The 22,905-nt window shown below is 74.5% G+C and carries 19 protein-coding genes; 6 read left to right on the top strand and 13 right to left on the bottom strand.

The features are described from left to right. Positions 1 to 18: 18 nt before the first annotated feature. From ACQEUR_RS02725 to ACQEUR_RS02700, 6 genes are all read right to left on the bottom strand, one after another. Entirely contained in the window at positions 19 to 903 is an 885-nt protein-coding gene (locus ACQEUR_RS02725; RefSeq protein ID WP_433025906.1) for an ABC transporter ATP-binding protein, read from the bottom strand. A gap of 241 nt (positions 904 to 1,144) precedes the next feature. Further along, positions 1,145 to 2,326, bottom strand: a complete 1,182-nt coding sequence (gene moeZ, locus ACQEUR_RS02720) for an adenylyltransferase/sulfurtransferase MoeZ (RefSeq protein WP_433024663.1) — start codon at positions 2,324 to 2,326, stop codon at positions 1,145 to 1,147. 150 nt (positions 2,327 to 2,476) lie between these two features. Further along, on the bottom strand, positions 2,477 to 3,355 hold the full coding sequence (locus ACQEUR_RS02715; RefSeq protein ID WP_433024661.1) for a DUF3152 domain-containing protein: 879 nt from the start codon (positions 3,353 to 3,355) through the stop codon (positions 2,477 to 2,479). 115 nt (positions 3,356 to 3,470) lie between these two features. After that, positions 3,471 to 4,364: a DUF3152 domain-containing protein gene (locus ACQEUR_RS02710; RefSeq protein WP_433024659.1), complete on the bottom strand. Its 894-nt coding sequence runs from the start codon at positions 4,362 to 4,364 to the stop codon at positions 3,471 to 3,473. 51 nt (positions 4,365 to 4,415) lie between these two features. Next, positions 4,416 to 5,480 (bottom strand): alpha/beta fold hydrolase, encoded by a 1,065-nt coding sequence (locus tag ACQEUR_RS02705; protein ID WP_433024657.1) that lies wholly within the window; start codon positions 5,478 to 5,480, stop codon positions 4,416 to 4,418. Between the two features lie 166 nt (positions 5,481 to 5,646). Next, positions 5,647 to 8,610 carry a hypothetical protein gene (locus ACQEUR_RS02700; protein WP_433024655.1) on the bottom strand — a complete coding sequence of 988 codons (2,964 nt, stop codon included), beginning with the start codon at positions 8,608 to 8,610 and terminating at the stop codon, positions 5,647 to 5,649. A gap of 147 nt (positions 8,611 to 8,757) precedes the next feature. Between ACQEUR_RS02700 and ACQEUR_RS02695 the strand changes: the two genes are divergently transcribed. Together ACQEUR_RS02695 and ACQEUR_RS02690 are read left to right on the top strand one after the other, a co-directional pair. Next, positions 8,758 to 9,396, top strand: coding sequence for a TetR/AcrR family transcriptional regulator (locus ACQEUR_RS02695; RefSeq protein WP_433024653.1), 639 nt, complete (start codon positions 8,758 to 8,760; stop codon positions 9,394 to 9,396). Positions 9,397 to 9,462: 66 nt separating this feature from the next. Then, the gene (locus tag ACQEUR_RS02690; protein WP_433024651.1) at positions 9,463 to 9,690 is read left to right on the top strand and encodes a DUF3107 domain-containing protein; all 228 of its coding nucleotides are present in this window, start codon (positions 9,463 to 9,465) and stop codon (positions 9,688 to 9,690) included. A 47-nt stretch (positions 9,691 to 9,737) separates the two neighbouring features. Here ACQEUR_RS02690 and ACQEUR_RS02685 read toward each other — a convergent pair whose 3' ends face one another. Further along, positions 9,738 to 10,559, bottom strand: a complete 822-nt coding sequence (locus ACQEUR_RS02685; protein ID WP_433024649.1) for a ferritin-like fold-containing protein — start codon at positions 10,557 to 10,559, stop codon at positions 9,738 to 9,740. Between the two features lie 371 nt (positions 10,560 to 10,930). Here ACQEUR_RS02685 and ACQEUR_RS02680 point away from each other — a divergent pair, with 371 nt between their 5' ends. The 3 genes from ACQEUR_RS02680 (at position 10,931) to ACQEUR_RS02670 (ending at position 14,602) form a co-directional block, all read left to right on the top strand. After that, positions 10,931 to 12,697, top strand: coding sequence for a DEAD/DEAH box helicase (locus ACQEUR_RS02680; RefSeq protein ID WP_433024647.1), 1,767 nt, complete (start codon positions 10,931 to 10,933; stop codon positions 12,695 to 12,697). A 68-nt stretch (positions 12,698 to 12,765) separates the two neighbouring features. Continuing rightward, positions 12,766 to 13,911 carry a class I SAM-dependent methyltransferase gene (locus ACQEUR_RS02675; RefSeq protein WP_433024645.1) on the top strand — a complete coding sequence of 382 codons (1,146 nt, stop codon included), beginning with the start codon at positions 12,766 to 12,768 and terminating at the stop codon, positions 13,909 to 13,911. A gap of 268 nt (positions 13,912 to 14,179) precedes the next feature. After that, entirely contained in the window at positions 14,180 to 14,602 is a 423-nt protein-coding gene (locus ACQEUR_RS02670) for a helix-turn-helix domain-containing protein (RefSeq protein WP_433025903.1), read from the top strand. A gap of 58 nt (positions 14,603 to 14,660) precedes the next feature. Here the strand turns inward: ACQEUR_RS02670 and ACQEUR_RS02665 are convergent, their stop codons facing one another. Beyond that, positions 14,661 to 15,695 (bottom strand): hypothetical protein, encoded by a 1,035-nt coding sequence (locus tag ACQEUR_RS02665; RefSeq protein ID WP_433024643.1) that lies wholly within the window; start codon positions 15,693 to 15,695, stop codon positions 14,661 to 14,663. Positions 15,696 to 15,941: 246 nt separating this feature from the next. On the opposite strand from ACQEUR_RS02665, the gene ACQEUR_RS02660 reads away from it, so the two are divergent. Further along, positions 15,942 to 16,853, top strand: coding sequence for an NlpC/P60 family protein (locus tag ACQEUR_RS02660; protein WP_433024641.1), 912 nt, complete (start codon positions 15,942 to 15,944; stop codon positions 16,851 to 16,853). A 98-nt stretch (positions 16,854 to 16,951) separates the two neighbouring features. Here ACQEUR_RS02660 and ACQEUR_RS02655 read toward each other — a convergent pair whose 3' ends face one another. The 5 genes from ACQEUR_RS02655 to ACQEUR_RS02635 form a co-directional block, all read right to left on the bottom strand. Next, positions 16,952 to 19,144, bottom strand: a complete 2,193-nt coding sequence (locus ACQEUR_RS02655) for a DEAD/DEAH box helicase (protein WP_433024639.1) — start codon at positions 19,142 to 19,144, stop codon at positions 16,952 to 16,954. A 133-nt stretch (positions 19,145 to 19,277) separates the two neighbouring features. Continuing rightward, positions 19,278 to 20,414, bottom strand: a complete 1,137-nt coding sequence (locus tag ACQEUR_RS02650) for a branched-chain amino acid ABC transporter permease (protein ID WP_433024637.1) — start codon at positions 20,412 to 20,414, stop codon at positions 19,278 to 19,280. Continuing rightward, positions 20,411 to 21,301 (bottom strand): branched-chain amino acid ABC transporter permease, encoded by an 891-nt coding sequence (locus ACQEUR_RS02645; RefSeq protein WP_433024635.1) that lies wholly within the window; start codon positions 21,299 to 21,301, stop codon positions 20,411 to 20,413. The genes ACQEUR_RS02650 and ACQEUR_RS02645 overlap by 4 nt, the downstream gene beginning before the upstream one ends. Continuing rightward, positions 21,298 to 22,164 carry an ABC transporter ATP-binding protein gene (locus ACQEUR_RS02640; protein ID WP_433024633.1) on the bottom strand — a complete coding sequence of 289 codons (867 nt, stop codon included), beginning with the start codon at positions 22,162 to 22,164 and terminating at the stop codon, positions 21,298 to 21,300. Before ACQEUR_RS02640 ends, ACQEUR_RS02645 begins: the two co-directional genes overlap by 4 nt. Further along, a complete protein-coding gene (locus ACQEUR_RS02635; protein ID WP_433024631.1) occupies positions 22,161 to 22,904 on the bottom strand; it encodes an ABC transporter ATP-binding protein in 744 nt (247 codons plus the stop codon). The genes ACQEUR_RS02640 and ACQEUR_RS02635 overlap by 4 nt, the downstream gene beginning before the upstream one ends. Position 22,905 lies beyond the last annotated feature (1 nt).

Here is a 22,905-nt window from a genome sequence, read left to right as displayed (position 1 = left end):
CCGGCTCACTCCTCGCACTCACCGGGCCACCTCCTCGAACTCGCGGACCGCCGCGTCCCGCCGGCCCGCCTCGAACTCGCGTACCAGGGCCATGTAGGTGTCCTCCAGGGTGGCCCGCCGGACCTCCAGGTCCGCGACGGAATCGCCGTACTGCTGGAACAGCTCGCGGACGAAACGGGTCGCGTCGGTGCTCGCGTGCACGAAGCGCTCGCCGTCGCGGCTCCACCGCACCTCGGCCTCCGACGGCATCCGGCGGGCCAGTTGGTCGGCCGACCCGTCGGCGATGATCGTCCCGCCGGCCAGGATCAGGATCCGGTCGGCCAGCTTCTCCGCCTCGTCCAGGTCGTGCGTGGTGAGCAGGATCGTGGTGTGCTCCAGGTCGGAGAGCCGGTGCACCAGGTCGTGGAACTCGCGGCGGGCCTCCGGGTCGAAGCCGGCGGTGGGCTCGTCGAGGAAGAGCAGCTCGGGCCGGCCGACGATGCCGATCGCGACGTCCAGCCGGCGGCGCTGCCCGCCGGAGAGCTGGCCGACCTTACTGCCGGCGTGCGGGGTGAGCCCGACCGCGGCCAGCAGCTCGTCGACGTCCCAGGGGCGGCGGATCCGGTCGGTCGAGTAGGGAACGTAGTACGAGCCGAGGTGGCGCAGCAGCTCGCGCACCCTCCACTTGGCATGGTCTCGCCAGGACTGGAGCACGACGCCGACCCGGGCCCGCCACTGCTCGTCACCGTGCGCGGGGTCGACGCCGAGCACCGTCACCTCGCCGGCCGACCGCATCCGGAACCCCTCCAGGATCTCGATCGTCGTCGTCTTGCCGGCGCCGTTCGGGCCGAGCAGCGCCAGCACCTCGCCGGGGCGTGCCGTGAAGCTGACCCCGGTCAGCACGTCCGTCGTGCCGTAGCGCATCCGCAGGTCGCGTACCGCCAGCACGGGCCGCTCCCCCGGCGGCCCGACGGATCCGACCGTCCGTTCCGCCGCCTGCTCCGTCGTCATAGACCTCTGCCCCCTCGTCCGATCCCTAGGAGGGAAGATAGCAGAAGTACTACATCTAGGTGTACCCCTGCGTTCCGAGGCGCGGGGGCCCGGACCAACGGCAGCGGGGCAGCTCCCGGGTGGGAGCTGCCCCGCTGCGGTGGCTCGGATCGACTCAGTAGGCGGGCAGGGAGGGATCGACCTGCTTGATCCAGGAGAGCACCCCGCCCTGGAGGTGCACCGCGTCCCGGAAACCGGCCGCCTTCACCGCGGCCAGCGCCTCGGCGGAACGCACGCCCGACTTGCAGTGCAGCACGACCTGCCGGTCCTGCGGAAGCTGGGACAGCGCCGTCCCGGAGAGGATGTCGCCCTTCGGGATCAGCGTGGCGCCCGGGATCCGGACGATCTCGTACTCCGCCGGCTCCCGGACGTCGACCAGGAAGATGTCCTTCCCGGCGTCCTGCCACTCCTTCAGCTCCCGGGCGGTGATGGTGGCGTCCAGCGTGGCCGCCTCCGCCTCCGGCGAGACCGCGCCACAGAAGTCCTCGTAGTCCTCCAGCAGCTCGGTGACGGTCGGGTTCTCACCGCAGAGCGCGCAGGCCGGATCCTTGCGGACCTTGATCTTCCGGTACGACATCTCCAGGGCGTCGTAGACCGTCAGCCGGCCGACCAGCGGCTCGCCGATCCCGGTCAGCAGCTTGATCGCCTCGGTGACCTGGATCGCGCCGATCGACGCGCAGAGCACGCCCAGCACGCCGCCCTCGGCGCACGAGGGGACCATCCCGGGCGGCGGCGGCTCCGGGTAGAGGCAGCGGTAGCACGGACCGTGCTCGGCCCAGAAGACCGACGCCTGGCCGTCGAAGCGGTAGATCGACCCCCAGACGTACGGCTTGCCGAGCAGCACCGCCGCGTCGTTGACCATGTAGCGGGTGGCGAAGTTGTCCGTGCCGTCGACGATCAGGTCGTACTGGCTGAAGATCTCCTTGACGTTGTCCCGGTCCAGCGCGGTGTTGTGGATAACCACGTCGACCAGGGGGTTGATCTCCCGCACCGTGTCGGCGGCGGACTCGGCCTTCGGCCGGCCGACGTCCGACTGGCCGTGGATGATCTGCCGCTGGAGGTTCGACTCGTCGACGGTGTCGAAGTCGATGATGCCGAGGGTGCCGACCCCGGCGGCGGCCAGGTACATCAGGGCGGGCGAGCCGAGGCCGCCGGCCCCGACACAGAGCACCCGGGCATTCTTCAGCCGCTTCTGCCCCTCGACCCCGACGTCGGGGATGATCAGGTGGCGCGAGTAGCGGCGGATCTCGTCAACGGTCAGCTCGGCGGCGGGTTCGACGAGCGGGGGCAACGACACGGTGGACTCCCCGGTTCCGATCCTCGCTCAGCGGCGTGGCTGAGCGCATCGACAGTGCAGTCCGGCCATTGTCGCTCGCCGACCCGGTCATCGGCCATGAGGTGGAACACCCGCGGCGAAGTTCGGGAGCGGGAATAGACCGGACGGACCCTACGGAATCGGCGGACCCGCGTACGACTTGCCGTCCACGTACGGCCAGCCGTTCGGCGCGCACCCCTTCAGGCCGTACGTCTGCTGCTGCATCACCGGCGCCGGGGCGCCCGGCCGGGGGCAGCCCTGATGCCCCTGGCCGAGTTCGTGGCCCACCTCGTGGTTCACCGCGTACGCCTGGTAGACCTCCAGCGGCGCGCCGTAGTCCGGCACCCCCGCCAGCCACCGGCCGACGTTGACGATCACCTGGCCCGGCAGCCGGCACGAGTTGAACCGCTCGGTGTGCAGCCCGCCCGTCGCGCACATCTTCTCCGAGGTGCCCGGCGTGGCCAGGAAGACGGTGAACTCCGCCTTCGTCGACTTCGCCACCCGCTGGAACCGGTGGCGCTTGCCGGCGGTCCAGCCGCGCGGGTCGCCGAGGATGGCGTCCACCGCCGCCGCGAAGGCGCCGACGTCCTGCCCCATCCCCTGCTCCACCGCCACCCGGTACCGGCGCAGGCTGCCACCGGCGCCGAGCACCGGGCCGCCACCGGCGTACCCGAAGGTGCCCGGACCGGTGGTCGGGTATTCGGCGCCCGGGTCGGTCCTCGGGCCGCTGCGCCCCGCGCTCGCGCCGGCCGCCGTACCGTCGCGTCCGGCGGCCACGGTCAGGTCCGCCCCCGGGCCGCCGGGCCGGCTCTGCACCAGGGCCACCAGCACGAGCCCGACGGTCGCCGCGAAGAGCGCGAGCGCGACGGTACGCCGGCGCTGCTGGCGGACCCGCGCGGCGGCGATGCGCTGCCGTTCCAACCGGCCCCCGGATCGGGGCCCGGACCGCCCGGAGCCGGAGCCGTCCGGACCGGAGGGGTGGAAGTCGGGGGGATTCGCCGGGTTCGTCATGGCGGGATTCAGCCTGCCACGCCGTCCCGGGTGAGCGACAGCGGCCCACGCCGATGTTTTTCCCCGACCCACCGGATCCGCCCGGCCGCTCCGGAACCCGTCCGCGCCGGCCGGCTCAGAGCCCCGGACCGGCGTAGCGCTCACCCCGCACGTACGGCCAGGGGTTGGCCACGCAGCCGTCCAGGAAGAGGGTCTGCTGCATCATCACCGGGGCCCGCTTGCCCCGCCCCGGGCAGCGCTCGTGCCGGTGCCCCAACTCGTGCCCGACCTCGTGGTTGACCACGTACGTGCGGTACACGTCCAGCGGCACCTTCGCCGAGACGTAGTGCGGCACGGAGAGCCGCCACCGGTCCAGGTTCAGGATGACCTTCCCGAAGCCCCGGCACGACGTGTACGGCCGGCCGTCCACCCGGATGTCCACCCCGGCCGCCGCGCACATCTCCCGGGCGGTGCCGGCGGTGGCCAGGTAGACGGTGAAGTCGTGCCCGCCGCCGTCGGGTACCCGCTGGAGCCGCAGCCGGCCGCTGCCGATCCAGCTTCCCGCCGCGCCCAGCGCCCGGTCCACCGCCGCGGCGAACTGCCGGACGTCCTCGTCGGCACCGCGCTCCACCGCCACCCGGTAGCGCCGCAGTTCTCCGCCGCGGCCGAGCAGGTCCCCGCGTCCGGTGGCGTACCGGAAGGTGCCGGGTCCGGCCGAGGGGACCGGTCCGGCGAGCCGCAGCACCGGTGGCGGCGGGACCGGTGGCGGCGGGACCGAGGGCGTCGGGGTGGGCGTCGGGGTCGCGAGCCCGGCGGAGGCGGCCGGGGCGGCCGACTCGACGGCCGCCTCCGCCTCGCCGGCGGCCGGCGGACCGGCGCGCGGTACCAGGATCCCGACCACCGCGACCAGCGCGGCGACGCTCAGCAGGAGCACCACCAGCAGCCGGCCCGGCCTCGACCGGCGCCGGCCGGAGCGGGCCGGCGACGGCGCGGAGCTGGCGGACGGGGGGCCGGGGTGATTGCTGGGCACGTCTACTTCATACGTCAACGGCCCCGGTTCCATTGCCCGGCAACGAGAACATCATTCGGATGGCACCGGGCGGAACCCGGCCGCCGGCGCCGGCCCGGCCACCAGCTGATCGACCCGGCGCCGCAGGGTCGCACCGCCGGTCCGGCCCGCCGACCGGTCGGCGCCGCCCGCCGCGGCCGCCTCGTCCAGCAGCGCGAGCGCGGCGCGGGCGACGGTGCGGGGCACCTCCAGCTGTGCCACGTGCCCGACCCCGTCCAGCGTGAGCAGCCGGCTGTCCGGGATGACCCGGGCCACCTGGGCCGGCACCCGCGTGTCCACCAGCCGGTCCTGCCCGCCGCCGACCACCAGGGTCGGCGCGGTGATCCGGCCGGCGATCCGCCAGAGCGAGCCGGCCCCCGGCAGGTACGCCCGCAGGAAGCTGGAGACCAGCCCACGCAGGGTACGCAGGTACGCCGAGGCGTAGTGCTCGGTGGTGTAGCGCAGCCGGATCTCGTCGATCGCCTCACGGCGCCGCTGGTCGCAGATCCGGCTGATGTCGGCGACGCACGCCTCCATGACCTGCTGGGCCATCTCCTCGGGGGCGAGCTGGGTCAGCAGGCGCGCGGCGACCCGCTCCGCCCCGGGGACCGCCAGCAGCGGCACCATCCGACCCTGCAGGGAGCGCCGGGGGTCGAGGAACGGCATCGCCGGGGAGATCAGCGTGAGCGTCCGGACCAGGTCGGGGCGGAGGCCGGCGACGCGTACCGTGATCGCCCCGCCGAGGGAGTTTCCGAACAGGTGCACCGGGCCCCGGCCGGACGCTTCGAGATAGCGGATGACCCGGTCGGCGAGGGCGGGGATCGAGTAGCTGCGCCCAGGATCGCTGAACCCGAACCCGGGCAGGTCGATCGCCTGGCCGTCGAGCCGGTGGGCCAGCAGCCCCGCCAGGTCGGTCCAGTTCTGCGCCGAGCCGCCCAGGCCGTGCACGTACAGCGCCGGCTCCGCGGTCGGGGTGGTGGCGGGGGTGTCCCGCACGTGGATCACGGACCCGTCCAGCTCGACCCGCCGGCCGGGCCAGGGTGGTGGTATCTCGTCCCAGGAGAGCAGTTCGTCCGCCCCCAGCAGCGCACGTTTCATCAGTCAAGTGTGCAGCGGACGGGCCACCCGCGTGCCCGCTCCGGGCGCCGACCAGGGCGGCCACGAGGGCCGGGGTGACGGATCTCATGCCCGCGGGGCGCCCGCCCGCACCGTCGCGGCGCGGCCGGGCCGCAAAGCTGCGGGCGGGCCGAAACGTCGCCGGGCCTCAGGCGAGCAGCGCCTCCAGACGGCGGTTGACCGCGGCCAGGGTGGCCCGGACGACCGCCTGGCGGGGGTCACCGGCGACCAGCGCCGACCCGGCGAGCTGTTCGACCCAGCCGTCGCAGACCAGCAGGACCACCACCGTGGCCACCTCGCAGCTGCCGAACGGTACGACCGCGGCGTGCTCGACGAAGCAGCGGCCCCGTTCGGTCACCCGGGTGGACGCGCTGAGCAGTTCGTCGATCGCTGCCGCCGCCGCGACCGCGCAGAGTCGCAGCACGTACCCGTCGACCGCCGGACCGGTGGCCAGCCCGGCCGCCGGCTGCTCACCGGCGGCGAGCCGGACCTCGACGGTGGCGTCCAGGCCGAAGGTGCTCACCTGCACGTGGTCGATGATCACCCGTGGCCCGGGCGGCGCACCGGGGTTGAGCGGCCGGGACGGCGCCGTTTCGGTCGTGGTCACCTGGCTGCCCGAGTAGGAGGTGCCGGCCGTGGCGGCGTTGCCGCCGAACTCGCCGGTCGACTCCTCGACCACGGCCCGGCCCCGGTGGGTCGCGGTCTGCCGACGCCGGTGCGGCGCCTCGGCCGGAGCCTCGGTACGCCCGTCGGGCCCCTCGGGGCGGGGCTCGGCCGGCGACGGCTCCACCGGGGCGTACGGGGTGGCCGGGGCATCCGGCCGGGCCGGCGCGCTCGGTGCGGGCGCGGCGCCCCGTTCGGCTCCCAGCGGACCGGGGAGGTTCTGCGGAGCGGCGGCCAGTCCCATCCGCTCCTGGAGCAGTCGGGCCACCTGCCGGCTCACCTCGGCCGGGTCGGCCCCGTCGGCGAGATCCAGGCGCAGGCTGTGCGCCCCGGCCGGGGTGGTACGCAGCGAGGCGTCCCGTACCCCGGCCACGCCCCGCACCGCGGCGAGGATCGCGTTGACGTCGAACCCGTCCGGCCGCTCACGTAACTGCGACGTCCCGTCCTCCCGGCGAAGGTGGGTCGCGATCCGGGCCAGCTCGGGCGTCTCGGCGTGGGGTTCCACGGCGGGCGGCTCCGGCACGGTGGGCACGTCGGGCTCGGCGGGGACGCGCTGCGGCAGCGCCTCCGCGAGATCGGCCGGACGGTGCGCCGCGACGGGCTCCGGCGGCGCCGCCTCCCGGTACGACTGTGCGGGGTAGCTCGACCCGGTGGGCAGCGCGAGGGCCTCCCGGCGCGGTGGATATCCAGGGTGGGAGGGCTGCGGTGATCCCGCACCACCGGTGCCGGACTGATAGCCCGGCATCTCGGGCGGGGACATTCCGGTCGGCGGGGTCGGATAGCCGGACCGTTCCGGGGTCGACGGCGATCCGGGAGCGCCGTACCCGGACGGGTGCCCGGGGGCGTCCGGGCCCGGCGGCAGGTTGGTGGCGCCCGGCGCCGGCAGGTAGCCGGGCGGATCCGGGCGGAGCGACTGGGCCCGGCCGTACGACCGGGGTTCGTTCGGCGGTTGCCCGGTCGCCTCCTGCGGTGCGGGCGGTCCGCCCGGGACCGGGGCGTAGCCGGGATGGCCCGCCGGCTGCGCCGGGTAGCCGTCCCGGTGGCCGGGCTCGGCCGCCCCGGTCTGCTCGGGCGCCCGCTGTGCCGGCTGGTCCGCCCAGCTCGGCGCCGTCCAGTGGTCCCGGGGCACCTCCCGGTCGTGCGCGACGTCCCGCTCCGGCGGCAGCTCGCGCTGCTGCGGCAGCTCCTGCTGCTGGGAGGCCTCGCGGTCGCGGGGCGGCGGCTGGTCCCAGGAACCCTCCCGGTCCGGCCCGCTGGCCCACGGCGGAGCCCAGCCGGAGGACCAGGCCCCGGACGCGGGCGTCTCGGCGGGTCCGGCCGGCGGTGTCGCCGGGTCGTCCCGGTCCGCGCCGCGCCAGCCACCGGCCGCCGGGGCGCTCTGCTCGGTCCCGGCGAGAGTTCCGGCGCCGCGATCGGGCTGCCGGGGTACGGCGGGCATCAGCGCGGTCAGCTCGGTGACCGGCCGGTCGTACCCGGTGGGTGACCGGAACCCGCGGGTGGTGTCGAAGTCGGGCTGACCGAGATGGTCGACCGGCGGACCGGAGACGGCGGCCGGCGGGCCCGAGATGGCGGCCGGCGGAGCCGAGACCGTCGCCGGTGGCCCCGAGGAGGGGGCGGGCGGACCGGACTGCGCCGGAGGAGCGGAGACCGCCGTCGGTTGACCGTGCGGGATGGGCTCGCCCCAGCGCGGCGGATGGTGCGGGGAGGCGGGGTTGCCGTGGTCCGGCCCCTCGAAGGCGTGTCGAGCGGGCTCGGCGGCGTCCGGCCGCTCGGCTGTCGCGTGCGCCGACGAGAAGCCCGGGTATCCCGTGCCCGCGCCCGACGTCGGCTCCGCACCGGGGGACCGCCGACCGGACGGGTCGAACTGCTCGGACTGGTAGCTGGCCTGCTCCGCCTGGTACGACACCTGCTCCGGCTGGTACGACACCTGCTCGGGCTGCTGGTACGACACCTGCTGCGGTTGATACGGCATCTGCTCGGGCTGGTACGGCATCTGCTCGGGCTGGTACGGCATCTGCTCGGGCTGGTAGGAGACCGCCTCGGAGTGGTACGTGCCCTGCTCCGGCTGGTAGGACGGCTGCTCGCCCTGGTAGGGGTGGCCCGGCTCGCCCGGCCCCGGTTGCCCGCCCGGGCGGCCCCGGTCGCCGTCGAACGGCTCCGTCAGATGCGTTCCGTTGACCGGTTGGCGCAGCTCACGTGCGGGAATGCCGGGCGAGAGCGTAAGCGGGCGAGGCGCGTACGACGCCGACCGGTCACCCCAGCCCTGCGCCACGGCCGGCTCGACCGGTTGCTGCCACTGCCGACCGTTCGGCTCGGCGCCGTGTTCGGCGCCGGACCAGCCCGTGTCGGCCGCCCAGCCATTGGCCGAGCGGGCCAGGTCACCGTGCGGACCTGCCCCGTTACCCTGTTCCCCCGGTACGGGGGCTCCGGGTTGCCCTGTTTCGTCCACCGTGCGCTCCTTGGTCGCCCCCGCTGAGGCTACCGTGTGGTGGCAGTGCCGATAAGTTACGGCGGCGGGCTAATTCCGTCGCCGGGTGACGTACCCGCTCCGGGCTGGAGTGGAGCCGGCGGCGTGCGAGGTGAAGCGGAGGTGACCATGACCCAGGTGGGGAACGGCGCGCAGACGACCGGCCGGCCAACTCGTCTGCCGCGCTCGGCACGGCGCAAGCAACTGCTGGCGGCCGCGCAGGAGGTGTTCGTGGCCCAGGGCTACCACTCGGCCGCGATGGACGACATCGCCGAGCGCGCCGGGGTCTCCAAGCCCGTGCTCTACCAGCACTTTCCCGGCAAGCTGGAGCTCTACCTGGCGCTGCTGGACACCCACTGCGAAGCGATCGTGGCGAAGGTGCGTGCCGCGATGGCGGCGACCACCGACAACAAGGAACGGGTCAGCGGAGCGGTCCGGGCCTACTTCGACTTCATGGACCACGAGAGCGAGGCGTTCCGGCTCGTCTTCGAGTCCGACCTCCGCAACGAACCCGCCGTACGGGAGCGGGTGGAGCGGGTGGAGCAGGGCTGCATCGCGGCGATCACCGACACCATCATCTCGGACACCGGTGTGAGCCGGGCCCGCGCCGAGCTGCTCGCCTCCGGTCTGGTCGGCGCGGCGGAGACGGCCGCGCAGTTCTGGCTGGCCGGTGGCCGCCAGGTGCCTAAGGTGGAGGCCGAGGCACTGCTCACCGCCCTGTCCTGGCGGGGAATCGCCAGCTTCCCGCTACAGGGCGAGTCGGCCTGACGGTCGGCCGCACCGATCGGATAGCCTTGCCGACGGCGGATCTTTCGCCCCGAATGAGGAGGCCACGTGGAGGTCAAGATCGGCGTGCAGTACGCGCCGCGCGAGCTGGTTGTGGAGAGCGCGCAGACGCCGGCCGAGATCGAGCAGATCGTGACCGACGCGCTCGGCAGCAACGGCAGCACCCTGTCGCTGACCGACGAGAAGGGCCGGCGGGTCATCGTGCCCGTCGACAAGGTGGCGTACGTCGAGATCGCCGAGGCCTCGCCCCGGGCCGTCGGGTTCGTCGCCCGCTGACCCGGGCGGTCGGCGGCGGCGCCCGCTGATCCCGGCGGCGGTGGTGGTCAGTTGTTCAGGCCGACCGCCGACATCCGCGCCGTGTGCGCCACGGTCAGTCGCTTGAACAGCGTCTGCACCCCGGCCTGGTCGCCGAAGCCCGTCACGATCAGCGTGGTCAGCGCGACCCGTTCGCCGGCGACCCGGTTCGCCTGGGACAGGCCCTCGCCGACCAGCCGCCGGGCCCAGATGGAGAGCCGGTTGGCGACCTTCGGGTCGGCCTCGATCGCGAGCCGGATCTCCTCCCCGGCGAAGTCGTCGTACTGCGAGTCGTGCAGGACGTCGAGCACCAGTTGCCGGTCGGGCGCGCCGAGGAACGCCGCCGTCTCCCGGAAGAAGTCGTCGGCGATCCCGTCGCCGACGTACGCCTTGGTGAGCGCCTCCAGCCAGTCCCGTGGCTCGGTCGAGTCGTGGTACGACCCCAGCGCCGGCACGAACGGGGACATCGCGTCGCCGGGTGAGACGCCGAGCTCGGTCAGCCGGCCGGCGAGCCGCCGGTAGTTCTTGATCTCCACCGCCGCCATCTCGCTCAGTACGGCCCGGCGGGACAGGTCGGGCGCGAGGCGGGCATCGGCGGCCATCCGCTCGAAGGCCAGCAGTTCCCCGTACGCGACCATGCCGAGCAGGTCGACGACCGCGCCGGCCGGCGCGTCGACCACCCCGGCGCCCCGACCCGTACCGCCGGCGGGGTCGGACTCCACTCCGACGACCGACGCGCGGGCGGCGGGCACCGGCGCGCTCGGCCGGGCGGCCGGGTCCGCCGGGCCGGAAGCGGGGCCGGCGACGGGCGGGACGGACACGGGATCGGTGGGTTCCACGGGGGTGGGCACGCCCGCAGGTTACCGCCCGCTCGTCCGGATAAGGCCCCCGGTGGGCATTCCGACGGGACCGTCCCGGGCGGGCCGGTTCGCGCCGTCCCGCCGACTGGCACGTAATCGATGTCACATCCGGGCACCCCGCCGACACCCGCCGCCGGGGCGTACCGAGACGACATTAGACCGGCTCAGGTAGCATGGATCAGTTGCCGCAGGCGGCAGAGTTCCATGGAGATCGCGACGATCCCCGAAATCTGCTCCGCGGCGCGCGTGCGGCCCGGTCACTTCCCCGGCACATGCCGTCGACCGTGTGGCCCGCGCCCAATACCGACACCGCGCCCTATGGACGAACGGGGCGCACCACGAGAGGGCACCCCTACAACCACATGAGCGATCACATCGAGGACATCACGGCCGGCCAGGTGCTGGCCGCCGACGCACCGGTGCGGCCCGAGGCTCCCACCTTCGCGGAGCTGGGCGCGCGCGAGGAAACCGTCGCCGCGTTGGCCGAGGTGGGCATCACCCGGGCCTTCGCCATCCAGGAATACGCCGTGCCGATCGCGCTGCGCGGCACCGACCTGATCGGCCAGGCGCCGACGGGCACCGGCAAGACACTCGGCTTCGGCGTACCGCTGCTGGAGCGGCTCCTCGCCCCGGGCGAGGGAAGCGACGGGCTGCCCCAGGCGCTCGTCGTCGTACCGACCCGGGAGCTGGGCCTCCAGGTGGCGAAGGACCTCGCCGCCGCGGGCCGGACCCGGGGCGTACGGGTGCTGCCGATCTACGGCGGCGTGGCGTACGAGCCGCAGGTCGACGCGCTGCGCAAGGGCGTCGAGATCCTGGTCGGTACGCCCGGCCGGCTGCTCGACCTGGCCAAGCAGAAGCAGCTCCGGCTGGACCGGGTGCGCGCGCTCGTCCTGGACGAGGCCGACCGGATGCTCGACCTGGGCTTCCTGGACGACGTCGAGAAGATCCTGGCGATGCTCCCGGACGACCGGCAGACGATGCTCTTCTCTGCCACCATGCCGGAGCCGATCGTCGCGCTGTCCCGCCGGTTCCTGCGGCGGCCGGTGAACATCCACGCCGGACACACCGCCGAGACCGGCCCGTCGCCGCTGACCCGGCAGCTGGTCTACCGCACCCACTCGATGAACAAGGTCGAGATCGTCGCCCGGATCATGCAGGCCCGGGAACGCGGACTGACCATGATCTTCACCCGTACGAAGCGGGCCGCCGACCGGGTCGCCGAGGATCTCGACTTCCGTGGCTTCGCGGTCGCGGCGGTCCACGGTGACCTCGGGCAGGGCGCGCGGGAGCGGGCGCTGCGGGCGTTCCGGGCCGGCAAGATCGACGTCCTGGTCGCCACCGACGTGGCGGCCCGCGGGCTCGACGTCACCGGCGTCACCCACGTCATCAACTACGACTGCCCCGAGGACCAGGACACCTACACGCACCGCATCGGCCGTACCGGCCGGGCCGGCGCGACCGGTGTCGCGGTGACCTTCGTGGACTGGGATGACATGCCCCGGTGGCGGATCATCGACAAGACCCTCGGGCTGGACATGCCGGAACCGCAGGAGACCTACCACACCTCGGCGCACCTCTACACCGACCTGGACATCCCGACCGACGTCGCCGGCACCCTGCCCTCCGCGGACCGCACCCGCGCCGGGCTCTCGGCGGAGATCGAGGAGGACCTCGGCGGCCGGTCGAGCGGCGGCGCCGGACGGCGCGGCCCGGGTCGCGGCGGCTCCGGCTCCGGCGGCGGGTTCGGCGGCTCCGGCGGCGGCCGGTCCACGTCCCGCAACCGGCGGGGCGGCGGCCGGTCCACCGAGCCGGTGGAGACTCCCAGCGAGCCCGTCGTGACGGAGGAGTCGCGGCCCCGGCAGCGCCGTCGACGCCGGGTGGGCGAGGCCGCCACCGCAGAGGTGACGACGCAGGAGACGACGGGACGGGCGGCCGAGAGCGCCGACCCGGCCGCCACCACGGCACCGGTCGCGACCGAGGCCGCCGAGGGCGGCACCCGGCCGCGTCGCCGGCGTCGGCGTCGGGGCGGTTCCGGGAACGCCGGTGCCGGGAACGCCGGTGCCGGGAACGCCGGTGCCGGGAACGCCGGTGCCGGTGACGCCGCCGCCACCGAGTCGACCACCGACTGACCGATCGAGCACCCCCGGCCGGCGGCCAACGCTCCGGCCGGGCGCGCCGCCAGGCGCAGGATGGAAACATGCCGCAGCAGCTTGACGCGGCGCTCGCCGAAGTGCGGACGCTGCTGCTCGACCCCGAGCTGACCCGCGCCGTCGCCGCCGGGCGACGGCGCGGTCACGCTCCGACCGTGGTACGCGCCGAACTGCGGCCAATCGCCCTCAAGAACGGCTCCCGGCTCCAGATCGTCACCGACGACGGCGACCGGCCGTACACCCGCAACGTCACTCCCGGCCCGGAAGCGCACGCCGCGGTGGACGCGCTGCTGGCCGAGCCGTTCAACAACTGGCACGTCGAGACGGCGACCGCCACCCTGCAACTGCGGGTGACCAAGCGGGGCGAGGCGCAGGTGCACCGGGCGAGCACACCCCGCCCGGCCGGCCCGCCCGGCAGCCACGACCGGCCCAAGGAGCACCTGCTCGACCCGGGCGATCCGCTCTTCGCCGCGGTCGGCGGAAGCGCCGCGAAGCGGCGCCAGGTGGACGCCTTCCTCCGGGCGCTGGCCGCCACCCTGCCCGAGGAGCTGACCGGCCCACTGCGGGTGGTCGACCTCGGCTGCGGCAACGCCTACCTGAGTTTCGCCGCGTACCGCTATCTCCAGGGACGCGGCATCGACGTCGAACTGGTCGGCGTGGACGTCCGGGAGGACCAGCGGCGGCGCAACACCGCGCTGGCCGCCGAACTGGGCTGCGCCGACCGGGTGCGGTTCGTGGCGGGCACCATCCTGGACGCCACCGTCGAACCCGCACCCGACCTGGTGCTGGCGCTGCACGCCTGCGACACCGCGACCGACGAGGCGCTGGCCCGCGCGGTCGCCTGGCAGGCCCGGTGGGTGTTGGCCGCCCCCTGCTGCCACCACGACCTCGCCGCCCAACTGCGCGGCGGTACGGCCCCGGGGCCGTACGAGCCGCTGGTCCGGCAGGGCATCCTGCGGGAACGCTTCGCGGACGTGCTCACCGACTCGCTGCGGGCGGCCCTGCTGCGGTTGCACGGCTACCGGGTCGAGGTGGTGGAGTTCGTCGACTCCCAGCACACCCCCCGCAACCTGCTGCTGCGGGCCCGGCGCACCGACGCCGAGCCGACCGTACGGCAGCGGGAGGACTACCGCGCGCTGGTCGACCAGTGGCAGGTCACGCCGCGCCTGCAGACGCTGCTCGACCGACCCTGACCGGGAGCGCGACTCCGCTTAGGACGGTGTGGCGGGCGCACTGTGCTGGGTCCGCCGGTCCCCGACGCGGCGCGACTTCCCTCGCGCAGCAACGTGGAGCGCCGGGCCGACAGTGGCCGAACAGCAGAGGAGCGGCCGTACCGACCGGCCTGGATGTCCGGCCGAGGGTACCGACCCGATGGGGTCGATCAGTCAGCTTCGTCCGTACCCTCCCGGAGCTACCCTGAGGGGACCACCCGTGGTCTGGGCGAAAGGGATTCCGCTGAGCATCGGCCCCCCGCAGGACTCGCCACAGGCGGCGTTCGCCCGCTTCGTGCGACGAGCCATCGACGACGCCAAGCAGGAGCGTGGCTGGACCGTCAGCGATCTGGCCGCCCACACCGGCGTCGGCCGGTCCACCGTCTTCCGCTGGCTCGCCGGTGACTGGCAGGACTATCCCGAACTGGCCAAGGTGCGTGGCTTCTGCGCCGCGTTGAACCTGCCGGTGGGCGCGGCCTTCCGGGCGCTCGGGCTGCCCGACGGCGAGCAGACCGGCCTGGCCCGGCGGGAACGCGCGGAGGCACCGGTGGACGGCGACCTGCGGGTCATCATGTCCCGGCTCGCCGATCCCGGCTTCCCCGCCGAGGAGAAGAAACTGATCCGAGACCTGTTGCGCTATCTGGCCCACCGGCCGGCCCGGAAGGCCGGCTGAGCCTCCTGGGCCGGGGGCCCCTCCCCTGCCGGTGACCGTCGCGGCCGGCCGGTCGCGGTCAGGGGACCGTCAGGGTGAACTCGGCGGTCCGCACCGTTCCGGACACCTGGAAGTCGAGATAGAGGCGGTACCGGCCGGCACTCGGCGCGGCCAGCCAGAACTTCACCGCCCCGTTGGCCAGCTCGGGCTCCGGATGGACGTGCACGTAGCCCAGGTCGCCCTCGCGCAGCGCCACCAGGTGCCCGTACGCGCCGAGGTAGGGCTCCAGCGCGGTCACCGGGTTGCCACCGGAGAAGACCCGGAACAGCAGCGGCTGGGTGGCACCCACCTGCGGCGTGCCCTCGTAGGTGACGGTGAACCCGTCGACCGTGGCCTCCCGGGCCGGCGGTGGAAGCGCCCGCGGGGCGTACGAACCGGCCGCCACCAGGTCGACGCCGAGGGTGACCGGGTGCTGCCCCCCGGCGCTGTCCAGGGCGGTGAAGTCGGCGTACGCCCGCCAGATCCCCGCGGCGGGCAGCAGCACCGGCACGCTCCAGGTGCCGTCGGAGGCCATCGTCGGGTGCAGGTGCTGGTAACCGGAGAGGTCGCGCCGGGCCACGATCAGGTGCATCGGCTTGTCGTGCACCACGGCGAAACCGGTCACCGGCCGGCGATCCGCGCCCCGTACCTGGAACCGGAAGTCGGTGCGGCGCCCGACCGGCAGGGCCGTACCCGTCGGGACCAGCGTGTATCCGGCCGAACTCAGCGACAGGCCGCCGACGTCGGCACCACCGGCCGGGGCGGTACCACCGGTCGGATGCTCGTGCGGGGCCGTACCGGCCGGATGGGTGTGGTCGGCGGCGGCTTCCGCCAGCGGGCGCCCGGCGGGCGAGCCGGCGGCGCCGGTGTCCAGGCGGCCGAGCCCGAACCCGGCGAGCAGTGCGAGCACCAGACCGCCGAGGGTGAGTGCGAGCCGCACGCTCCCGCCGTCGGGCCGCCCGGCCCCGGCGACCGGCCCGGTCCGGTCGCGGGTCCCCCGGCCGGGGACCGCCCGGTCGGGCCCGGCCCGGTCCGGAGAATGCTCCGCCGCCGCCACCGGCCGCTCCGCGCTCACCCGGACCACCGCTTCCAGCTCATGCCGGGGAGGCTACCCGCCGGCCACCACGGCATGCACCTCCGGTCACGGGCCGCGCCGACCGGGACGGGGCGCTGCGGGCGGCGCCGCCGGCGGACCAGGAGGAGCACAGAAAGTAATTGACGTATTTCAGCGCGTGGCCTTGACGGGCCATCGATCGTTGAACCCCTCGTGCCGACCTCCGCATTGCCATGTCGTGCCGCCGCCCTCGCCGCCGGGGTGACCGTGGCACTCGCGCTCGCCCCGACACCGGGCCGGGCAACCCTCGCCGAACCAGTTGAAGATCGACTCAGCGTCGCGGCGGAGCAGTTGGAAGTCGTCATCGAGCAGTACAACGACCTCCGGGAGGACCTGCGCGAGACCCGGACACGCAGCGCCGCCCTCGCCGAGGAGATGGTGGCGCTGGAAGGGTCGATCGAGACTCTCCGTACCGAGGTCAGCGTGATGGCGGCCCGCGCCTACCGCACCGGCGACACCGGCTCACTGGGCTTCATCGGCGCGCTGATCGGCGCCACCCGGGGCGACAACCTGGTGGATCCGCTGCTGTTGCTGGACCGGCTGACCAGGGAACAGCGCCGCGCCATCGGGGCACTCAGCGAGTCGCACACCCGGCTGGCCGACGCCCGGGACGCCGCCGAGGCCCTGCTCACCCGGCAGCGTGGCCAGCAGCGGCAGCTCGCCGACCGCAAGCTGCGGATCGAACGCGAGATCGAACGGCTCGCCCTGCTCCCCGACCCCGACGGCGACCGGCCGGACGAGGCCGCGCCCCGGATCCCCGTGCCGGTCAGCGGCGCCGCCGGCAAGGCCGTACGGTTCGCGTACGCGCAGCTCGGCAAGCACTACCGCTGGGGCGGGGAGGGGCCGGACGGCTACGACTGCTCGGGCCTGACGGCGGCGGCCTGGCGGGCGGCCGGCGTACGGCTGCCACACAACGCGGCCCGGCAGTGGGGGGCGGTGACCCGGGTCAGCCGGGCCGCTCGAAGCCCCGGCGACCTCGTCTTCTACTACCGCGACATCCACCACGTCGGGATCTACATCGGCGCCGGGAAGATCATCCACGCGCCCCGTAGCGGCACCCGGATCCGCGTCGAACGGGTCGACTACCAGCCGATCCGCGGCTACGGCCGCCCAGGCTGACGGCCCACCCGGCTGACGGCCCACCCAGCCGGCGACGACGTCGGCGCGACGAGGACAGCCGCTGGCCGGCGACCACGTCGGCGCGACGACGAGAGCCGCTATCCGGCGACCGCGAGGGTCAGCGGCAGCACGCCCGGCGCGCCGGCCTGCCGCAGCAGGCGGGCGAGCATCGTCATCGTCCACCCCGAATCGACCAGGTCGTCGACGAGCAGCACCGGGCCGGTCACCCCGGCCAGCGCCTCGGCCAGCGGATCGGGCAGGGCGAAGGCGCCGTGCAGCGCGCGTACCCGCTGGGCGCTGTTGCCCCGCGGCCCACCGCCGGCCGACTCCGCCGACCGGGCCGGCACCTCGCCGAGCAGGGGCAGCCGACCCACCTCGGCGATCCGCCCGGCCAGCCCCCGCACCAGCCGGGGCCGGCGCCGCGATCCGACCGCGACCACCCCGACCGGCCGGGCCGGCCACGGGGCGTCCCCGTGTGCCCACGCCTTCAGCACCTCGATCACGGCGGCGGCCACGTCGTCCGGCAGCTCCGCGTCGGGGGCGTCCGGGCCGACGAGGCCACGCAGCCGCCCGCCCCAGCCCAGGTCGGAGAGGCGCCCGACGGCCCGGCCGGGCAGCGCCTGCTCGGCCGGTCCGATCCTGCCGCGCAACGGGACGCCGACCGCCTCCAGACCGGTGGGCCAGAGCTTCTTCGGCGCGATCTCCATCCCGGGCCGGCCGAGGAACGCCTGCGCGGCGGCGAGTGCCGGCGCGGAGACCTCGGCGCCGAGGTCCGGCCCGCCGCACCGGTCGCAGCGGCCACACGGGGTCGCCCCCGGGTCGTCCAGGCAGCGCCGCAGGAACTGCATCCGGCAACCGGCGGTGTCGACGTACTCCCGCATGGCCTGCTGTTCGGCGGTGCGGGCCTCGGCCACCCGGCGCAACCGGGCCACGTCGTAGTGCCAGGGCTCGCCGGTGCCGACCCAACCGCCCCGGACCCGGCGTACCGCGCCGTCGACGTCGAGCACCTTCAGCATCATCTCCAGCCGGGCCCGGCGCAGGTCGACGATCGGTTCGAGCGCGGCGGTGGAGAGCGGACGGTCGGTCGGCAGCGCGGCGAGCACCGCCCGCACCTGCTCCTCCGGCGGGAAGGCGAGCGAGGCGAAGTACCGCCAGATCGCCTGGTCCTCCGCGCCGGGCAGCAGCACCACGTCCGCGTGCGCGACGGCCCGGCCGGCCCGGCCGACCTGCTGGTAGTAGGCGATCGGCGACGGCGGAGCGCCCAGGTGCACCACGAACCCCAGGTCGGGCTTGTCGAACCCCATCCCCAGGGCCGAGGTCGCGACCAGGGCCTTGAGCTTGTTGTCCAGCAGGTCACGCTCGGCCGCCCGCCGGTCGGAGTCCTCCGCCTGGCCGGTGTAGGTCGCCACGGCGTACCCCCGGGAGCGCAGGAACTCGGCGGTCTCGCCGGCCGCCGCGACGGTCAGGGTGTAGATGATCCCCGAGCCGGTGAGCCGGTCGAGGTGGTCGGCCAGCCAGCCGAGCCGGTGCGCCGGGCTCGGCAGATCGAGTACGGACAGCCGCAGCGACTCGCGGTCCAGCGTGCCCCGCAGCACCAGGGCGTCACCGAGCTGCTCCGCCACGTCGTCGGTGACCCGGCTGTTGGCGGTGGCGGTGGTGGCCAGCACCGGGGTCCCGGCGGGCAGCCCGGCCAGGAAGGTACGCAGCCGCCGGTAGTCCGGCCGGAAGTCGTGCCCCCAGTCGGAGACGCAGTGCGCCTCGTCCACCACCAGCAGCCCGGTGGTCGCGGCCAGCCGGGGCAGTACGCCGTCCCGGAAGTCCGGGTTGTTGAGCCGCTCGGGGCTGATCAGCAGGACGTCGACGGTGCCGGCGGCGATCTCCGCCGCGATTTCGTCCCACTCGTCCAGGTTGGCGGAGTTGATGGTGCGCGCCCGGATGCCGGCCCGGGCCGCCGCCTCGACCTGGTTGCGCATCAGCGCGAGCAACGGCGAGACGATCACGGTCGGCCCGGCCGGGCTGCCCGCCGCTCCACCCGGGGCACCCGCTGCACCAGTGCCGCCCGCCGCTTGAGTGGCGCCCGCCGTTTCGGCGGGGCGGAGCAGCGCGGTGGCCACGAAGTAGACGGCCGACTTGCCCCAGCCGGTCCGCTGGACGCAGAGCACCCGGCGCTTGTCGACCACCAGCGCCTCGATGGCCCGCCACTGGTCCTCACGGAGCCGGGCGTGCTCGCCGGCCAGCCGACGCAGCACCGCCTCGGCCCGCTCCCGTACCGCGCTCCGGTCCTCGCTCATGCGGCATTTCTACCAGCGGCCGCCGACCTCACCCACCAGCAGCGCCCGCCGCCCCCGGACAGATCCCATGATCGCGTATAGTCCGGCCGCCCAGAGCGAGCCGGACTTTACGCGATCATGGGATCGGCCGGGGTCAGGTCGGGGGGTGGCGGCGGGACGCCAGCGCCGAGCGCAGTGGCCCGAGCCGGGAGGCCAGCCCGGCCAGCCCACCGGGGAAGAAGTAGACCGCCAGGATGAAGACCGTGCCGAGTACGAAGAGCGGCTGGGACAGCGGTCCGCTCAGTACGCCCGGCAGCGAGTCCACCGCCGACGAGGTGCCGAAGGCGGTGAGCCGGTGGTCGAGGTACATGTAGAGCATCCCGCCGAGCACCGGGCCCCACCGGGTACCCGGCCCGCCCAGCACCACCATGACCAGTAGCGAGAGCGTCAACTCGGACGAGGTGACGTGCGGGGACGCGCCCCCGACCAGCAGGCAGTAGATCACCCCGCCGGCCGTGGCGAGGCCACCAGCCAGGGTGAACGCGACGAGTTTGTACCGGTACGGGTCGAGCCCGAGGACGCCGATCCGCCGCTCGTCGTCGCGCAGTCCCGCCAGCACCCGCCCGGTCGGCGAGGCGGCCACCCGGTGCACCACGAAGACCACCAGCGCCAGGTACGCCAGCGCCAGCCAGTACAGGTTGACCGTGTTGGTGACCCCGACCAGCAGCTCCGGCAGCCCGGAGACATCCAGCGGCAGGCCCTCCTCGCCGCCGGTCAGCCCGCCGAAGTCCCGGGCCACCAGGATCGCACCGACCTGGGCGAACGCGAGGGTCACCATGGCGAACGCGATGCCGGCGGTGCGCAGCGCCACCGCGCCGAGCAGCGCGGCCAGGATGGTGCCGCCGGTCAGGGTCAGCAGCGCCGCCGACCACAGCGGCAGCCCCACCCGGGTCACCAGGATGTCGATGCCGTAGACGCCCGCCGCGAAGTAGAGCGCGTGGCCGAAGGAGAGCATCCCGGTCCGGCCGAAGAGCAGGTCGTACCCGGCCGCCAGGCCGCCGAAGACGAGGCAGATGGCGAGCAGTTGCAGGGTGCCGGGGGCGTTGAGCGGCCCGTCGAAGACCCCGGGCAGGCTCAGCGTCGAGTACGGCAGCACCGCGAAGAGCAGCAGCGCCAGCAGCGGGACCCAGGGCCGCAGGGCCGACCGCCAACCCCGGCGGGGTGCCGGCCCGGGGTCGGCGGGCGGCGGCGCGGCGGGCGGGGTGGCCGCCGCCGTCCTCACGTCGGTCATGTCGTTGCCGCCCTTCCGGCGATGCCCTGTGGGCGGAACAGCAGCACGGCCGCCAGCAGCGCGACCACGCAGATGTCCCCCGCTCCGGAGGTGCCGTAGTAGTTCACGAACTGCTGGAGCAGGCCGACGGCGACCGCCGCGTACGCGGAGCCGACGACCGAGCCCATCCCGCCGATCACCACCACGATGAAGGCGAAGATCAGCAGCGAGCCGCCCTGGCTGGGCGAGACCGAGCCGAAGTAGACCCCGCCGAGTGCGCCGGCCAGCGCGGCGGCGGCTCCACCGATGGCGAAGACCAGGGTGAACGCCTTCCGCACGTCGATGCCGAGCGCGGTGACCATCTCCCGGTTCTCCACCCCGGCCCGGATGATCAGGCCGTACCGGGTGTAGCGGAGGAAGCCGAGCAGGGCGGCCAGTACCGCCGCGGCGGCGAGGATGAGCAGGATCCCCGAGTTCGGCACCTTGGCGCCGAGCACCGACGTGACCCGCTGGGTCCAGTCGGGGCGGGGGAACGGGCGCGGGTCCGCACCCCAGGTCGCCTGGAGCAACGCGACCCCGGCCAGGGAGAGCCCGACCGTGACCAGTACCTGCTCGATCGTGCGGGAGTAGAGCGGCCGGATCATCACCAGCTCGACGGCGATCCCCACCACCGCCCCGGCGACCACGCCGAAGGCGACCGCGAGGACAAAGCCGAGGCCGTGCGCGCCCGCGCCGGGCAGGTTCCCCGCGGCCCACCAGGTGGCGTACGCCCCGACGGAGAGGAACAGCCCGTGCGCGAAGTTGAGCACGTCGGCGAGGCCGAACACGAGGGAGAGCCCGGAGGCGACCAGGAAGTAGAGCGCGGCCAGCCCGAGCCCGGTCAGCGTCAGCAGCACGACGGTGCTCATCGACCGGCCACCTCCCCGGTGGCATCCGCCGGGGCGGGAACGGCGCCGGTGGCCGCGCGCTCCGCCGGGGCGGCGGTCTCGCCGTGCGTCCCGACGCCGAGCAGGGATCTGGTCAACTCCGTCTCCCGCAACAGTCCGCCGGCGTCGCCGGTCCAGGCGACCCGGCCGGCGGCCAGCACCACCGCGTCGCGGGCCAGCCGGCGTACCACGGCCAGGTTCTGTTCGACCAGCAGCACCGGTACGGCGACCGCGACCCGCTCCAGCACCTCGGCCACCTCGGTCACCACCTTCGGGGCGAGCCCCTTGGTCGGCTCGTCGACCAGCAGCAGCCGGTTGTCGTTGAGCAGCACCCGGCCGATGGCGAGCATCTGCTGCTGCCCGCCGGAGAGCGAGCCGGCCCGCTGCCGGCCCCGCCGCTTCAGCTCCGGGAAGAGCTCGTACACCCGGTCGTAGTCCGGGACCGCGCGGCCGACGGCGGCGGTGTCGCCGACCCCGGGAGCGGCGACGCCGGAGCGGCGCTCGGCCAGCCGCAGGTTCTCGGCGACGGTGAGGCCGGCGAAGACGCACCGGTCCTCCGGCACGTAGCCCAGCCCGGCCCGGACCAGCCGGTGGGTCGACTCGCCGGTCAGCGAGCGCCCGGCCATCCGTACCGTGCCGCGCACCTCGCCGCCGCGCGGCGTCAGGCCGAGGACGGCCCGCAGGGTCGTGGTCTTGCCGACCCCGTTGCGGCCGAGCAGCACGGTCACCCCGCGGGGGGCGACCGTGAAGGAGACCCCCTGGAGGATGTGCAGCCCGGCGATGCGTACCGACAGGTCCGCCACCGTCAGGATCGGCTCGTGCCGCGGGTCAGCGGGACTGGTCACAGCGACTCACCTAGGTACGCCTCCTGCACCACGGGGTTGGCCATCACGGTCGCGGGTACGTCGCAGGCGAGCAGCGCGCCGTGGTGCATCACCGCGATCCGGTCGGCGAGCCCGAGGATGACGTCCATGTGGTGCTCGACCATCAGCACCGACCGCCCCTGCTCGCCGGTGAGCGACCGGATGACCGCGACCAGCTCCGGCACGTCCTCGGCGCTCACCCCGGCCATCGGCTCGTCGAGGAGCATCACCCTCGGCTCGCCGGCGAGCAGCAGCGCGATCTCCAGCTTGCGTTTCTCGCCGTGCGCGAGCGTGCCGGCCTGCGCCGTACCCCGGTGTCCCAGGCCGACCCGGTCCAGCACCGCGTCGGCGGCGGCGAGCACGTCCCGGTCGGCCGCCGCCCGCCGCCACAGCCGCATGGACCCGCCACGCCGCGCCTGTACGGCGAGCCGGACGTTCTCCCGCACGCTCAGCGAGCCGAAGACCGACGAGGACTGGAAGGTCCGGCCCAGGCCGAGCCGGGCCCGCCGGTGCGGCGGCAGGGCGCTGATGTCGGTGCCGTCCAGCAGCACCTGCCCGGCGGTGGGCCGGCGCAGTCCGGAGACGAGGTTGAACAGCGAGGTCTTGCCGGCGCCGTTGGGACCGATCACGCCGAGGAACTCCCCCGGTGCCAGGTCCAGGTCGACGCCGTCCACGATGGCTACCTCGCCGATCCGCCAGGTCAGGTCGCGGGTGGCGAGCACC

This window comes from Plantactinospora sp. CA-290183 (assembly GCF_050936375.1).
In the GTDB taxonomy this organism is placed as follows: Bacteria; Actinomycetota; Actinomycetes; order Mycobacteriales; family Micromonosporaceae; genus Plantactinospora.
Note: the sequence above shows the minus strand (reverse complement) of the source record. Positions and strands in the feature narration are given on the sequence as shown.